Origin of the sequence: Staphylococcus shinii (assembly GCF_017583065.1) — a bacterium.
In the GTDB taxonomy this organism is placed as follows: Bacteria; Bacillota; Bacilli; order Staphylococcales; family Staphylococcaceae; genus Staphylococcus; species Staphylococcus shinii.
In genome coordinates this window covers 174,803-190,561 of sequence record NZ_JAGEVL010000005.1, presented here as the reverse complement: position 1 = coordinate 190,561, position 15,759 = coordinate 174,803, and the positions used below count along the sequence as shown (strand labels likewise).

The following is a 15,759-nucleotide window of genomic DNA, read 5'->3' as shown; positions in this document are numbered from 1 at the left end:
AAAACTATATGCCGACCTGTGTGGCATATAGTTACACATGTCACCTATCTTTCAAGCATTAACGCTTGTTGGAAGTAGCACAGTACTTTTATATCAAAGTCTGTTGCTGAAGCTTCATCAGGCCAAATCCCTCAGCTTCTCTGGATAAGTTTATTTTAAATTATTATTAATTTTATCAGAATATTCAAACATGTCAACATAAAAAAAAGCGACTCTATTGAGTCGCTCTTAGCCTTAATATTTATTAATTAGTTCCAACCAACCCATGCGCTAGAACCTTGAGATTGGTAAACTCCAACTGCTGTGTCAATTTGATCTTGAACTGACATACCTGCATGTTCACCATGGCCTAATAATTGGAAGTAACCATATGCACCTGATGACGCATTAACCGCACTTCCGTTACCGCCACTTTCACGTTGGATAACACCTTTCCATTGTGACGCTGATACACCAGTACGTTCTGCCATTTGGTTAGCAATGGCATCAATGCTTGATGTATTTGTAGTTGTTGTTTTAGAAGTAGTGCTTGTTTGAGCAGTTTTAACACTTGTATTAGAAGAAGCTTTAGGCGCTTCAACTGCTGCTACTGGAGTATTGCTTGATTGTTTTTGGACACTTACTTCACTAGCTGAAGTTTCGTTAGTGTTAGTAGTTGCTTGAGTAGTTACGTCTTGTACTGAGCTAGAAGTTGCACTTTGAGCACCTGCAGCTGTGTAATTCCATGACCAAGATTGACCATTTGAAGTGAATGTATATTCATTTCCACCTAAAACAAAGTTATAGTTATACGCGCCAGCGTGTAATGGTTTTTGGTTTAATTCTTCAGGATTGTTTTGAGCTAAATCAGCTAAATGCGCTTTGTCGATATTTTCTTCTGAAGCGTGAGCTTGATTGTGGTCTGCTGTTGTTGCATATCCTGTTACACCTAATGCTACTGCTAATGATGATGCTAAAATTGTTTTCTTCATAATTAAAAAATCCTCCAAATTAAAATCTTTTTAAGTAAAATTATATTTTCGTTAAATTATTTATCGTATGTGCTGAAATCGATTAATTTTTGTGTTTTATTTTTTCGCCACAAATAATATAACACATATTTCAGCTATTTATATTACACTTCCATAACAAAACTTTACAAAAGCAAAGGCGTTTTGTAACATTGAAACATTGCTGTTTTGTTTTGTAATGCATAATTCTCACGTTTTTTTCAAAATATATTGTGTATAGTGTTGTTATATTAAGCTTTATACTTTGTTCGTTGAATGACATCTCATAGTCTGAATTATTACAACCATCCTTTTTGTTACACAAATGTAAAATAACAAAAAGACAAAAAAATTATATTTTGGAGTGAAACTTGCAAATTTTTTTGTCTAAAATTAAAAAGGTCACTGTTATGTGGCCTTTTTATCAAATGTGATTCTTTTATACAATTTTCAAAACATTACATTATATTACAAAATAAACCATACGTTTTAGCTATTATGTATAATTTTACGCTAAGAATTTGAAGATTTGTCTATCATATAATTTCAATGTCTTCATATAAAATGTATTTATCAAATATCCCATTACAAATGGAACTACAAAAAACGCAATAAATACATAAATTAAGTTCAATAATACTGAATGTTCCATAAATCTAAATGCACTTATTGGTCCAACAAGCCCAATAATTCCAAATCCTGCTGATTCTTTTGTGCCACCAATTCCTATTAGTGCACCAACAAAACCAGTGACTAATGCATTTGTGAAAATTGGTAGTAAAATAATAGGATGCCTTACCATATTAGGTATCATCATTTTCACACCGCCTAAAAAGATTGTTATAGGTACGCCTGCTCTATTTACTTTTAACGTACCTGCAACTAACGCACCCTCACATGCCACAATTCCAAGTGAAGCAGAACCAGCCGCTAAACCACTAATACCTATAGCTAATGCAGTAGCTACAGTTGATATCGGTGAGATAATTATAAAACTAAATACTAATGCAATAAGCATAGACATCAATATTGGTTGCAATTCTGTAAATGTATTGACTAAATTACCAATACCAGTTGTAATCATTTGAACATATGGCAATATAAGAACGCCAATAAAGCTAGCTATAACACCTACAATAGTCGGCAGAATAATTAATGTTAAACTACCAAACTTTTCTCCAACAACTAGTATTAAAAACACCGCAATTGCTGCAGTAATCATTGTATTAATAAGATCTCCAACACCTACAAGCATCCAAGCACCATCTTTAAATTGCGCTGCGCCGCTACCCACAAAAGCAGAACTTGCGACAACAGCCGTTGCTAAAGGTGATAAGTTGAACCTCATTGCTATTAGCGCACCGACTAATAATGGTACAGTAAATTGAATACTTTCTACTACTTGTAATAATGTTTGGAAAATTTCGTACTTAGGTGCGAAAAGTTTGAATAGTTCTCCTAAAATAGCGTTAGGTATCAATCCTGCTACGATGGCAATGGCTACACCAGATAGTACATTATATAAAAATTGTTTTGGACTTACTTTAATCATAGAAGTTCCTCCTAAGCTGAAATAAATACTAATATATCATATTTTCTCAATTTTCAGAATATTATTTGGTTATTTTTCAAAAACATTTTTATAGCTTTAGGAGGAATTTTATATCTAAATAACAATCAAAATATCAATACCTGTAATCAAAAGACTGTAACAAAAAAGTAGGTATACAAAATCTCAATTTAAAAATTCGATTTCATTTACCTACTTCTATTTAGAATTAACATTTTTTTACAGTCGATAAGGTTGTTCTAGCATGAGTCAATATTTTATTCTAATAATGGTTTCACAAGGCTACGTCATTAAAACAAAATCTCAATATTACTATTTCATCAAGTTCGCTGTTAGTACAAGGCCTTGAGATGACGTTTCGAAAAATTCTAATTTTTGTAATTGATGCTCGTTAGGTAAGTGTTTAGTAAATTGTTCCCATATCCATATAGCAATATTTTCAGCGGTTGTATTCATTTCAGGCAACGTGTCATTTACCAATTGACCATCTAAATACGGTTCAATTTCTTTTTGGTATAATTTATCGACTTCATTAAAATCTAATGCTAATCCATACTTATCGATATCTGATAAAATTTCAATATTAAATTTGTATTGTTGATCTGCTAAGTCTTTATGCACTGTATTTGTAAAATAAATACGATTATCACAAGTGAATTCAAAAAAATTTTTTATCAAAACTTGGCCCTTACGATATTGAAATTGAGTAGGTGGTTCAATATGATCAAATTTAGTCATTACGGTCACTCCTAACGTCATTTTTATTTATATACCCTTTTATATTATAACTACTTAATTATACATCTATGTTTTTCCTTCAATTTTTAAAGGTAATAGTATAACGAATAGCAAATATTTAAGGAGGTTTATTACATGACCGTATATATTCAAAGAATCTATGAAGACAAGCAACGAGACGGTTTACGAATACTTGTAGATCGCGTATGGCCTAGAGGTATATCTAAAGACGATGCAAATTTAGACCATTGGATAAAAGATGTAGCACCGACTTCTGAACTAAGAAAATGGTTTAACCATGACCCTAAATTATATGCTGCTTTTAAAGAAAAATATGAAAAAGAACTGCGTGATAATGCTGATCAAAAAGAAGCATTCGAAGAACTACAAAGTAAAGTTTCTGAGACTGATAAAGACATTATTTTATTATTTTCCGCTAAAGATGAAAAATATAATCAAGCAGTGGTGCTCCAATCATTATTACAATAAATAATTATTATCATAGAAATTGAATATAAAACTACCGCTTATCCTATCAATGTCTTTTAGAATAAGCGGTAATTATTTTATAATGAAATTGTACATACACTATAGTCATTCTAGTTTGTATAAACTTTTCTCACCATCTGGCAAATTTTCAACAAAAGTTTTAGGATTTTCTGCATAATCATTACCTACTCCGCCATTCATTCTCTGAAAATGAAGGTGTGATCCGGTCGTTTGTTCTCCCGTATTACCAGAAAGTGCAATTACATCTCCCGCTTGCACCTCGTCTCCTACATTAACTTTAAATTGGTTTAAATGCATATACCATTGATGATACTGTCCATTTGTTTCAGCTATTTGCACTACTTTGCCACCTAAGTCATTCTCAAATGTGCGGGTAACTTTGCCATCTGTTACAGCTTTAACCGGTGTGTCTTCAGGTAAATCATAATCGATCCCATAATGTTTCCCATCAAAACCACTAAACTCATATTCACCGAAATCTTCTGTTTCTCTGCTCCGATCAAAAAAGCCCGTATAAGAAGTCGAGCGTTCATTTTTATTGTTTTGGTTACTAAAGTCTGAAAAACTTTCATTTATACTTTTTTGTATATGATCTATATTCATTGTTAAGAAAATAAGTGGTACAACTATAATAGTTAATAATACAATTGTTTTTATCGTGTTTTTCACTAAATGAATCACCTTTTAATTAGTTTGATTATTAATTAATAAGTATACTTTTTATATCTTTAAATCTCTAGTAATCCGCTTAAAAATAACCTCATACTTTAGTTTGACATAAAAATAGGAAGCGAAATAAAAAATTTAGCCAATTTCTTCTATTCGCTTCCAAATATAAATCGATACTATTCAATTATTATTTAGATGGCATTGTAACATAACTTAATAGTATACATATACAGTTTTTATCTACATTTTCATTGTTTTGGCTGTGCTAATTACAATGTCAATTAAATAGGTTGTAACAAGTATTAGCTTTATGTTAGTTATTAGTCATCACTATAACTTTTGAGTATATCTTCCATTATAACCCATATGCGTTCAACATCTACTGCAGTAGCAAAGTATGCATTCTTCTCACCATTAGTAATATCATTTAAGTCAATCGCCATTGTTCCATAGGTAAGTGCACTATGGTGTTCTATATCAATATGCGTGTGTTGCATTGTAAATAAACTTGGTTCCAACAGATACAAAATCGTACAAGCATCATGTATAGGACCGCCATCCATATTAAAATGCGTTTTATATGTAGATTTAAAAAATTCTAAAAGTTCGACCACAAATTTTGCAATTTGATTATCTATAGTTTTAAATCTGTTGATAATAGCATCAGTCGCTAATACTTGGTGTGTCACATCTAAGCCAAACACGTTGATAGGCACACCACAATCAAATACACGTTTTGCAGCTTCTGCATCGACCCAAATATTAAATTCTGCAGTAGGTGTCCAATTCCCGAAAGTTCCTCCACCCATAATTGTAATAGAGTCTAAATACTGTGTAATACTCGGCTCTTTAATTAAAGCTGTTGCAATATTTGTTAAAGGGCCTGTAGCCACTAGCGTTACAGGTTCCTCACTTTGTTTTAGTGTCTCAATTATAACATCAGCAGCATAGCTTTGTGTCGGTTTTAATGATGGTACTTCTGGCAATTTAGGGCCATCTAATCCGCTCTTACCATGGATTTGTGATGCAAACGAAGCTGGCTTAATCAGTGGTCTTGAAGCACCGACAGATACGCTTATATCTTCTCTACCCATTACTTCCAGCACATTCAAAGCATTTTTGGTATTTTTTTCAACTGATTGATTACCAGCCACTGTTGTTACAGCTAATATATCTAATGAACTATTTTTAGCTCCTGCTAATATTAATGCAATCGCGTCATCATGTCCCGGGTCACAATCCATAATGATTTTTTTACTCATATTCTTCACTCCAATTATAAAAAATATATAATGTGTACATTTCAAAGTTAATAGTTATTGAGCTGCGTGTTTTTTATACTGTCTATACATAAGTGCAAGTACAACTAGCCATAATGGCGCAAAGATAACACCTATTCGTGTTTCTGGATTTACAAATAATACACAAAAAATAAAAGTAAAAAATATGATGATACATAACGCCATTACTTTACCACCAGGCATTTTAAATTTACTTTTCTTATGTAAATCAGGTCGAGCACGTGTATATCTATAATACGCAATCATAATCAATGTCCATATAAATATGTTTAATACTGTAGAAACAGTACTAATATAAACGAATACAGTCGTCGCATTAGGTATAAAGTAATTCAGTAAAACTGCAAAGAGCAACAATGAACATGTTACTAATATTGCTGTAACTGGTACGCCTCTCCGATTTGTTACTTGGAATTTAGGTGGTGCTTGCTTTCTATCTGCTAATCCAAACAACGTTCTACTATTTGCAAATATTCCACTGTTACAAGCTGAAGCCGCTGCAGTTAATACAACAAAATTGATAATTCCTGCAGCAAATGGTATACCTACTAACGCAAATACTTTAACAAACGGACTACTATCTGGGTCTAATTGATTCCAAGGTATGATAGAAATAATGACTGCTATTGCACCAATATAAAATATAAGGATCCTAAAAGGGACATTATTAATAGCTTGTGGAATGGTTTTGTGAGGATTTTTAGTTTCTCCTGCTGTAATACCAATCATTTCAATACCAAGGAAAGAAAAAATAGCCATTTGGAATGACATTAAAAATCCTGACATACCATTTGGGAAAATTCCACCATTATTATAAATGTTAGAAACACCCGCTTGTCCAAATGGTGTTTGATAAGCCATTACAATCATAATAATACCAATAATAATCAACGAGATGATAGTAACAACCTTAATAATCGCAAACCAAAACTCTAATTCCCCAAATAATCTCGTACTTAGTAAATTGAATGACATTAACAATAAGATACAAGCTAATGCGGATAACCAATTGGGAATTTCTGGATACCAAAATGACACGTATTTAGCAACAGCTGTCACTTCTGCCATACCAGAAATAATCCACGTTAACCAATAGGTCCATCCAGTAATGAAACCTGCTAAATGTCCAACATATTCATTTGTTATATCCGCAAATGAATTGAATTTTGTATCTGAAAGCAACATTTCCCCCATGGCTCTCATAAACATAAATAACGCAAAACCAACAATAATATATGTAAGTAAAATTGAAGGACCTGCCAAACTAATAGACTGTCCAGCACCTAAGAAAAGACCAGTGCCTATTGCACCGCCAATAGCAATTAATTGTATATGCCTATTGCTCAGCTCTCTCTTTAATCTGTCTGCCATAATTCTTTACCCCTTAACCTAGAAATATTCGCACATTTCTATTTTACTACTTTTTAATTTGAGCAAGTATGTTACAACAAAAATACTTTATCAGCTTATTAACATACTTTTAGCAACTAATTTCTCCTATTATATTTACTATTAACTCAATATTTAAAAAGTCAAATCACTTATGTATGCGCTTACATAATATTACAATCATAAATCAACTACATTCATATTTCAACTTAAAATATTTTTAAAAAAAGTTTTCTATACAATACTTATATTGTCTAAACAAATATTCATCTCTTGCTTATATTAAAAAAACTGTTAAATTAAAAATATTAACTTATATATGTCTGGAGGGATTTAATGCGCGCGATTTTTATAGGTATCCTCGGAGCGTTATTTTTTTCAATCACTTTTATACTGAATCATTCCATGGCCAATAGTGGTGGCAATTGGTTATTCAGCGCTTCATTGCGTTTTATATTTATGTTCCCATTTCTTTTTATTTTTGTTTTCATTAAAAAAAGACACGCATACATACTTGAACATATTAAAACGTATTTCTTACAGTGGTTACTTTGGAGCACTCTTGGTTTCGTCTTTTTCTATATTCCAATTACTTTTGTCTCCAATTATAGTCCAGGTTGGTTAATATCAGCAACATGGCAATTAACAATTATATGTGGTTTATTACTTGCACCTTTATTTTATGAATATGTCCAATTTGATAAACAGTTAGTTAAAGTCAGAGAACGTATTTCTTGGCGTTCTGTTAGCACTTCAAGCGTTATGGTATTTGGAGTCGTGTTAGTTCAAATACCTCAAATTACTTCCATAGAAATGCAAACATTTATTATTTCTGTGATTCCCTTGATTATTGGAGCATTCAGTTATCCGTTAGGTAATCGTAAAATGATGGAACTTGTAAATAATGAATTAACAACAATCGAACGTATTTATGGCATGACTCTAATTACGTTGCCTATCTGGTTTGTCATCTTTGTAGTTGGCGTTGTTCAAAGTGGACTACCCTCTTCTAATCAAGTATTACAAACGTTTTTAGTCGCTGTATTTTCTGGTATTATCGCGACTACACTCTTTTTCTATGCAACAAATTTAGTAAAGCATAACCAAGCTAAACTTGCTGCTGTTGAAGCAACCCAAGCTACTGAAATAATTTTTACGCTTATTGGTGAAATGTTATTTTTAGGATTACCTTTACCAGATCCTATCAGCATAATTGGTATCATTATTATCACGTTAGGTATCTTTATTTATAGCTTTATGAATGGCAAAATCAGAGAAAACAATAGTGAAATGCAAAAATTTGACTAATGTACAAATTACATCAATGCACGCGCTTTCTTTAAACTTTCAAAATTACATGTAACATATGATGAAAACTTTATATGCATCACAAATAAAACAGTCAAATTGACATTCTCGTTTGAAAGCAAGATAATTTATATCAAATAGCATTGCTAGTGATTTAATTTAAAGGAGGTTCAAGGTCAATGCCGACAACTCATGTTGACCCAAGAATTACCAGGACTAAAAAATTATTGATGGACGCCTTCCGAGCTATAGCAAAAGAAAAGAAACTTCAATCCATAACAGTGAAAGACATTACAGACCGCGCAACCGTTAATCGTGCAACGTTCTATGCTCATTTTTATGATAAATATGACATTATGGATTATACATTATCGGAAACTTTACTAAATAACTTAAATGATTCATTAAATGTATCAACGGAGCTTAATGAAGAAACGTTATGTAAAAGCTTTATTACTATCACAAGCTACATTCAAGAGACACATAATGAATGTAAATTAAATAGTGAAGCCTATGGCCAAGTTGTAGAGAAAAAAGTAAAAGAAGAATTAGAAGATATCTTTTTAACTCTACTTGTAAAACAACACACTAACGAACAACGTGAAACGCTTGCTACAACTGCGAGATTCTTGTCTTGGGGGCTTTACGGAATAGCAAAACATTGGTTCCATACAAGTCAATTACCAGCTCAAATTTATATTAAACAAGCGCTCCCTTTCTTAATGAACCAAAATAATAATTAAAAATATTTAAAATAGCGGAGCTACAAAATCAAATGCCATTATTGATTTTATAGCTCCGCTTTTATTTTATACTTTACTTTATATCATTAGACATTTTCTAATATATAAAATGACTAATATTTAATGCTTTATTCTCTATTTTCATTTATAAAATCTAACACTTCACCTGTTATCGCAACTGCACTGTTACTTTCACCCTCAACGCCCCCTTGATGCAATCCAATGACTTCATTATTATCGTTAAAGAGTGGGGAACCGGAATTGCCACCATAAGTACTCGCATTATATGTAAGTATATTGCCTTTATTTGCTAGGATTTCGCCTTTACTTTCCCACATTGTTGCTAATGATTTATCTCCAGGATAACCAGTGACCGTTATAGGCATATCTTTACTAACATTAGAAGCGTCTTGTAACGTTGCTGGTTGTACTACATCGCCTACTGATTGACCATTTTTATTTTCGTTAAAATGTATTACTACTAAGTCTTCCGCACCTGGATATGCTTTTATTTCTTTCTCAGTAAATGTACCGTTAGGAAATGTATTAGCATCTTTGGCAGCTGGCGCAAAGGTCAAGTTACCATCTTCCGAAAGATTTGCAACGTGTTTATTTGTTAATACCGTATTCTTGTCTATTACAACCCCTGTAGCAATATTATCTCCGATACTGATATAACCTATTGATTGATAATGTCCACTGGTTGTATTTTCAATTTGAGTTCTATCTTCGTTTGGTAATATAACTCTTGGCATTGCTTTATTTTCAGCAGGACGATCTGCTGTATTTTGCGTCGCTTCAGTACCCTGTGCTGTAGTATTAGTACTCTGAGCATCAACCTTACTATCACTATTAAACATTGCTAATGACAATATAGCGATAAAAGCACATGAGATACTATTAATTAATATTCTTTTCAACATAAATTAACCCTCCAATAAAATATAAATCTCTTCTTCAATTTAAAGAATTTTCTAAAAATAATCAAATTATATTATATTTTAAATTTCTTTATGAAAAATTATTTCATTATTTCTAGAATAATTTATATTCATTAAGTGGATTTTTTACATTTTTAAGCAACGTTTAACATTATTTGTTGTTTACACGATATAAGCGTAAACATGTTGTTTGCTTTAATTATAAACACGTTATACAATACATCTATACAACACATGTTAGTTAAGCAATTTGTGTTGTAAATTTAAAGTTAGGAGGGATAGACGTGACAACAATCCAACACCATCATGGATTCAAACGAACTTTTCAAAAGGGTCATTTGACCTTAGGGTTAACTTTACCTTTCGACAGTTCAGAAGACCATGAATTACCATTTGAAAATCAAATTGAGTTAGCTCAATATGCTGAAGAACTCGGGTTTACTAGCCTATTTGTGCGCGACAGTCCGCTTTATAGTCCGCATCTAGGAAATGTAACGACAAACTACGATCCGTTTGTATTTTTATCTTATCTCAGTGCCAAAACATCTAAAATCGCTCTCGGAACCTCTAGCATTGTTGCTACATTACGTCATCCTATTCATATAGCTAAGGCGGCTACTTCTCTTGACTTACTTTCAAATGAGCGATTTTTATTAGGCATAGCGACAGGAGACCGTAAATTTGAATTTCCTGCCTTTAAGGTAAAAGAAGAACAGTTAACGGAAAAATTCCAAGAAACTATTACGGCTATAAATGAATTGTGGCAAGCACATTCACCAAATATATCAAACTCAATATTTGAATTATATGAAGACTCTGGGCTACAAATTTTGCCTAAGCATAAACATATCCCTATGTTTGCTACAGGCTACTCAAGACAACGAATGACTTGGTTAAAATCCAACATGGACGGCTTAATGTTTTACCCACAGCCATTCCAACAACAGAAAACGCTACTACAAGATTGGCACAACAATGACACTTTCAAACCATTTATGCATCCTCTTGTTGTAGATTTATCAAATCAACCGAACGAGTTAGTGAAACCTATTAAAGGTGGTTATCGTTTAGGTAGAAATACTTTAATTAAAATTTTAAAAGCTTATGAAAAAATTGGCACAAACCATATTATGTTACATTTAAAATCGAATGACAGATCATATAAATCATTATTAACAGAAATTGGCGATTATGTAATACCACATTTCCCGCCACACTTATCACAGGAGGAATATAAAAATGACATTATTAGACAGAATTAATGAACTTGCAAATAAAGAAAAAGTACAACCACTAAGTGTTGAAGAAAAACAAGAACAACACACATTAAGACAAGAATATTTACAAATGATTCGCGGACAAGTTATCAATACATTTTCAACAATGAAAGTGGTTGATCCTTTAGGAGAAGACGTAACACCTGATAAAGTTTATAAATTACGTGAAGAAATGGGAACTTTAGACCTTAATTAAAGCATAAAAAAGGGAGTGAGTTAGCAATCTAGTTAAACAGTTAAATTGCTAGCACACTCCTTATTTTATATATTATTGCGCTAATATTTGTTTCATAGAACGTTTAACACTTCGCGCATACATATCACCAAATTTAACTAAATGAACCATTAATAAATATAATCTATAGAATTCGAGACGCTTTGTCGCGCCTTCACTTAGCGGATAGTGTTTATCATATTCGTCATAAAACGCATCTGTAAAACCTCCAAATACTGTAGTAATACCTAAATCAAATTCTCTGTCACCATACAAGGGTGCTGGGTCAAATAACGCTGGCGAACCATCTGTGAGAAACATATAATTTCCACCCCATAAATCTCCATGCAATAAAGAAGGTTTACTTTGATGTTGTTCTAGTGCTTCCATAATCACCGCACGTACAGACTCATATTGTGTTGCATCGTCTTCACTCCATACCCCCTGTTCTACTAACGTATTTTTCAGATGGTCTAAACGTCGCTCTACAAACAATGTACTCCAATCATCTGTCCAACTATTATCAAATGATATATCCCCGCCTTCATAAGGTAAATCAAAGCCAAACTTTCCGTCTGTTTGTTGCTGGCTATGCATTTGGGCTACTAATTTCCCCAATGCCTCCTGACTTCCTGAACGTCCTTCGTCTAAATAAGTTAATATTAAGTAAGCGTCACCTTCAATTTCACCACTATTTATTACCCGTGGTGCGGTAATATCTGCTTCTTCAAAAAGTTCTAGACCTGCAATTTCCGCAGCAAAAAAAGATGATTTACGATTTCGTTGAACTAATAGAAAATAATATTCATCTGTTGTTTCAATTTGAAAAGCTTCATTAACATCGCCGCCACTAACAGGCGAAATAGACTTTATATTATTTAAAGGCAATTGTGTTTGCCATGACTGTTTCATGAGTGATACCTCCAATTGTTATATTTAATACACGTTATTATTATTTCCTTTTTTCAACTTAATTAATCACTCACATACTCAAATAAACTATATGTGAAAGTTTTAATAATTCTTTTATTTACTCTAGGCATATAATTCGTAAAATGCTAGTCTATTAAAGACATCATTTTCAATTTTACTTTTTAAAATTGATTAAGCACTTATCACAATACATAGTTTTATTACAAATAATTTGATAAATGGAGCGATCATGACATGTACAAACTCATCAAACCTATTTTATTCCAAATTGATCCTGAAAAAGCACATAGGATGACGATTAATGCACTTAAATTCGTCCAAAAATATCCAAAACTTTTACCTGTTATTAACCAATTATTTCACTATGAAAACGAGCAACTACATCAGAATATCAAAGGTATTTATTTCGAGAATCCAATTGGATTAGCAGCAGGTTTTGATAAATCTTGTGAAGTACCTAAAGCCTTAGAACATGCTGGTTTTGGTGCACTTGAGTTAGGCGGCATCACGCCTAAACCTCAACCCGGTAACCCTAAGCCACGCATGTATCGTTTAGTGGAAGATGCTGCATTGATTAACAGAATGGGCTTTAATAATTTAGGCATGAACAAAGCTTTAAGCAATTTACGCAAATATAGTTATCAAATCCCAATAGGATTAAATGTTGGAGTTAACAAGACCACATCCTATGATGCGCGTTATGAAGATTATATTAAAGTTATCGATACATTTAAAAATGATGTGACTTTCTTTACGGTTAACATTAGCTCCCCTAATACGAAAAACTTACAAAGTTTTCATGATAAAGATGAATTTTCACAATTATGTGAAGCTATTCAATCTTATAAAGATAAGCAAAATCTAAGGGTGCCTATTTTTATCAAACTTACTTCTGATCTTACATTAGACGGCCTTGGGCAAATGTTAGAACCAATAACACAAACCTTTGATGGCATTATACTAGCTAATACAACTCAACAACGTGACCATCTAAATTCAACCAATCGTCATGAAACAGGCGGGTTGAGTGGAAAGCCTTTATTCAATCGTAACCTAGAGTTAATTTCATATGCTTATAAACAAACGAATGGCCAATTCTTAATTATTGGTACAGGCGGTATTTTCAATACTACAGATGTAATTACAATGTTACGTAGTGGTGCTTCTTTAGTACAAATTTATAGTTCTTTAGTTTTTGAAGGACCAGGTTTGACTCAAAAATTAAATAAGCAACTGGCACAATACCTCAAATCTAACGGTTATAATAATGTAAGTGAAATTATTGGGTTAGACGTATAATATTTCTATTTGCTTGTCTGCGCGCATTCTTGCACTACCTCTTTTACTTTAAAAATAATAGGGTATAAGTATAATAAAGGAGGTAGTGCTATTATGTATAAAAATATATTATTAGCTTATGATTTTGATAATTCGTTCAACAATGTCCCTGAAGAGTTGAAAAATCTAACCGCTTGCGTAGATAACGCCGAAATTACGGTGTTTAACGTCATCCCAGAAAGTGAGTTAGAAACTTCAGTACGGTATGATAATAAACACTTTGAAGATTTAGCACGTGAAAAAAGCGAATTACTCAAACCTTTTGTTAATAAATTAGAAGACCTAGGTTTAAATGTAAATATTAGATTTAAAACAGGCTACATCAAAAATTCTATTTTGTCAGAAATTAAAGAACATAACTACGATATCATTGTAATGAGTAATACACGTACAAAATCAGATATTAAAAACATACTTGGTAATGTGACACATAAAATTGCAAGTAACGTGGATACCCCTGTACTTATAGTAAATTAACAATAATAAAAAAACTCAATTCCCTTATCATGAATGATAGTGAAATTGAGTTTTTTTATTTTTGTCGTTTCAAATACTGTTCAATTACTTGTAAAACACCAGAATCATCATTTGATGGTGCTTTATGTTGAGCAACCGCTTCAACTTCAGGGCTACAATTAGCCATAGCATAGCTATGTGTTGTTAAATCTAACATTTCTATATCATTATTGGCATCTCCAAATGCTAGTAAATCGTCATGCTTAATGCCCCATTGCTTTAAAACATCTTGAATCGCAATGCCTTTATTAACATTTGGTAAAATAAGATCTACACTATCATTACCACTTGTTACTGCACGTAGCTCTCCTGCAAATTTAGTTTCTAATGTATTTATAACTTTTTCCACTAAATCTTTATCTTTGATACGCATAGCAACTTTCACAAAATTATCATTCTCAATTTGCTTAAAGGACGCTACTTTTTCAATATCATAATAGTAATTACTAATAAAATTTAAAAATTCATCGCTACATGTCTGTTTTACATAAGCTGATTGAATACCACTCAATACAATGTCTGTTAGCTTAAAGTATCTTGTGAGTGTCTCCACAACATCATAAATGAGTTGTTGGTCAAAATAATAAGATGTCATCAATTCATTGTCATAATAAGTAACAGCACCATTTTCAGCAACATACGTGATATGTTGCTCTTTCTCCGGGAAAAATGACTGTAATTGAGCATACTGATTACCGCTTGCCACAATAAATTTAATATCTTGACGTTTCAATTCATCAAATATTTTCTCAAAATACGCCTTATCATACGTGTGGTCCGATTTTAAAAATGTACCATCTTTATCTACAGCTATTGCTTTTATCACCACTGATACTCCTTTCTCTTTTTGAGGATATAATAATAGTCATACTCTTACTCAAACTACATTACAATAATATTAAAAAGGTGACCATCGATATCTTTGAATAAACCACCATAATAACCCTCATGTTTAGTTCCGCTTTGTAGAGCTTGACCACCTGATGCTTCAACTTGTTCTAACAAGCGATTTACCTCTTCTGGCTCAGATACAGAAATAGAAATCAACGTACCATTACTCTCGATATTTGAAACTTGTGCAACTTTCTCAAATTGATTACGTTCAATAAGCATGATAATTTTATTGTCTAATGTTTCAATTCCTCTCATTTTATCTAAAACTGGTTCGTTTCTTTTGATGGTAAAACCTATTTCACTATAAAATGTTTCACTTGCCACTAAATCTTCTACCGGTAAATTAAGCCAAGATGATTTTATATTCATTTTAGTCCCCCTATTTTTAATCACCATAACACATTCCACTTTTAAACTGCTATAAAGAAC

General features: G+C 32.3%; 17 protein-coding genes and 1 riboswitch. Of the genes, 7 read left to right on the top strand and 10 right to left on the bottom strand.

Features of this window, described 5'->3' with window-relative positions:
• Window positions 1–41 precede the first annotated feature (41 nt).
• A riboswitch (SAM riboswitch) is annotated at window positions 42–151 on the bottom strand.
• A gap of 97 nt (window positions 152–248) precedes the next feature.
• The 3 genes from J5E45_RS07425 to J5E45_RS07415 all read right to left on the bottom strand — a co-directional run bounded on the left by J5E45_RS07425 (window position 249) and on the right by J5E45_RS07415 (window position 3,297).
• Window positions 249–971, bottom strand: a complete 723-nt coding sequence (locus J5E45_RS07425; RefSeq protein ID WP_107548850.1) for a lysozyme family protein — start codon at window positions 969–971, stop codon at window positions 249–251.
• Window positions 972–1,497: 526 nt separating this feature from the next.
• Window positions 1,498–2,541, bottom strand: a complete 1,044-nt coding sequence (locus tag J5E45_RS07420) for a PTS sugar transporter subunit IIC (RefSeq protein WP_039069178.1) — start codon at window positions 2,539–2,541, stop codon at window positions 1,498–1,500.
• A 330-nt stretch (window positions 2,542–2,871) separates the two neighbouring features.
• Window positions 2,872–3,297: a 6-pyruvoyl trahydropterin synthase family protein gene (locus J5E45_RS07415; RefSeq protein ID WP_069793155.1), complete on the bottom strand. Its 426-nt coding sequence runs from the start codon at window positions 3,295–3,297 to the stop codon at window positions 2,872–2,874.
• Between the two features lie 135 nt (window positions 3,298–3,432).
• Here J5E45_RS07415 and J5E45_RS07410 point away from each other — a divergent pair, with 135 nt between their 5' ends.
• Window positions 3,433–3,786, top strand: a complete 354-nt coding sequence (locus tag J5E45_RS07410) for a DUF488 domain-containing protein (RefSeq protein ID WP_069793156.1) — start codon at window positions 3,433–3,435, stop codon at window positions 3,784–3,786.
• A gap of 105 nt (window positions 3,787–3,891) precedes the next feature.
• On the opposite strand, the gene J5E45_RS07405 is transcribed toward J5E45_RS07410, so the two are convergent.
• The 3 genes from J5E45_RS07405 to J5E45_RS07395 all read right to left on the bottom strand — a co-directional run bounded on the left by J5E45_RS07405 (window position 3,892) and on the right by J5E45_RS07395 (window position 7,148).
• Window positions 3,892–4,476, bottom strand: coding sequence for a M23 family metallopeptidase (locus J5E45_RS07405; protein WP_069793157.1), 585 nt, complete (start codon window positions 4,474–4,476; stop codon window positions 3,892–3,894).
• A 320-nt stretch (window positions 4,477–4,796) separates the two neighbouring features.
• Window positions 4,797–5,738 (bottom strand): nucleoside hydrolase, encoded by a 942-nt coding sequence (locus J5E45_RS07400; RefSeq protein WP_069793158.1) that lies wholly within the window; start codon window positions 5,736–5,738, stop codon window positions 4,797–4,799.
• Between the two features lie 54 nt (window positions 5,739–5,792).
• Complete coding sequence (locus J5E45_RS07395; RefSeq protein ID WP_107548849.1) at window positions 5,793–7,148, bottom strand: amino acid permease; 1,356 nt, start codon at window positions 7,146–7,148, stop codon at window positions 5,793–5,795.
• A 354-nt stretch (window positions 7,149–7,502) separates the two neighbouring features.
• Here J5E45_RS07395 and J5E45_RS07390 point away from each other — a divergent pair, with 354 nt between their 5' ends.
• A complete protein-coding gene (locus tag J5E45_RS07390) occupies window positions 7,503–8,474 on the top strand; it encodes a DMT family transporter (RefSeq protein ID WP_208181958.1) in 972 nt (323 codons plus the stop codon).
• Between the two features lie 179 nt (window positions 8,475–8,653).
• Window positions 8,654–9,217, top strand: coding sequence for a TetR/AcrR family transcriptional regulator (locus J5E45_RS07385; protein WP_039069168.1), 564 nt, complete (start codon window positions 8,654–8,656; stop codon window positions 9,215–9,217).
• A 128-nt stretch (window positions 9,218–9,345) separates the two neighbouring features.
• Here J5E45_RS07385 and J5E45_RS07380 read toward each other — a convergent pair whose 3' ends face one another.
• A complete protein-coding gene (locus tag J5E45_RS07380) occupies window positions 9,346–10,140 on the bottom strand; it encodes a trypsin-like serine peptidase (RefSeq protein ID WP_101050076.1) in 795 nt (264 codons plus the stop codon).
• Between the two features lie 302 nt (window positions 10,141–10,442).
• On the opposite strand from J5E45_RS07380, the gene J5E45_RS07375 reads away from it, so the two are divergent.
• Both J5E45_RS07375 and J5E45_RS07370 read left to right on the top strand, forming a co-directional pair.
• Window positions 10,443–11,420 (top strand): TIGR03571 family LLM class oxidoreductase, encoded by a 978-nt coding sequence (locus J5E45_RS07375; protein WP_208181956.1) that lies wholly within the window; start codon window positions 10,443–10,445, stop codon window positions 11,418–11,420.
• The gene (locus J5E45_RS07370; RefSeq protein ID WP_039069163.1) at window positions 11,398–11,631 is read left to right on the top strand and encodes a DUF896 domain-containing protein; all 234 of its coding nucleotides are present in this window, start codon (window positions 11,398–11,400) and stop codon (window positions 11,629–11,631) included. Before J5E45_RS07375 ends, J5E45_RS07370 begins: the two co-directional genes overlap by 23 nt.
• Before the next feature lie 72 nt (window positions 11,632–11,703).
• Here J5E45_RS07370 and J5E45_RS07365 read toward each other — a convergent pair whose 3' ends face one another.
• Window positions 11,704–12,561 (bottom strand): fructosamine kinase family protein, encoded by an 858-nt coding sequence (locus tag J5E45_RS07365; protein WP_208181955.1) that lies wholly within the window; start codon window positions 12,559–12,561, stop codon window positions 11,704–11,706.
• Between the two features lie 255 nt (window positions 12,562–12,816).
• Here J5E45_RS07365 and J5E45_RS07360 point away from each other — a divergent pair, with 255 nt between their 5' ends.
• Both J5E45_RS07360 and J5E45_RS07355 read left to right on the top strand, forming a co-directional pair.
• Entirely contained in the window at window positions 12,817–13,881 is a 1,065-nt protein-coding gene (locus J5E45_RS07360) for a quinone-dependent dihydroorotate dehydrogenase (protein ID WP_208181953.1), read from the top strand.
• Window positions 13,882–13,974: 93 nt separating this feature from the next.
• Entirely contained in the window at window positions 13,975–14,397 is a 423-nt protein-coding gene (locus tag J5E45_RS07355; RefSeq protein ID WP_039069159.1) for a universal stress protein, read from the top strand.
• A 55-nt stretch (window positions 14,398–14,452) separates the two neighbouring features.
• Here the strand turns inward: J5E45_RS07355 and J5E45_RS07350 are convergent, their stop codons facing one another.
• On the bottom strand, window positions 14,453–15,262 hold the full coding sequence (locus tag J5E45_RS07350; protein WP_208181951.1) for a Cof-type HAD-IIB family hydrolase: 810 nt from the start codon (window positions 15,260–15,262) through the stop codon (window positions 14,453–14,455).
• Between the two features lie 56 nt (window positions 15,263–15,318).
• Window positions 15,319–15,699 carry a VOC family protein gene (locus tag J5E45_RS07345; protein ID WP_208181950.1) on the bottom strand — a complete coding sequence of 127 codons (381 nt, stop codon included), beginning with the start codon at window positions 15,697–15,699 and terminating at the stop codon, window positions 15,319–15,321.
• Window positions 15,700–15,759: the final 60 nt, after the last annotated feature.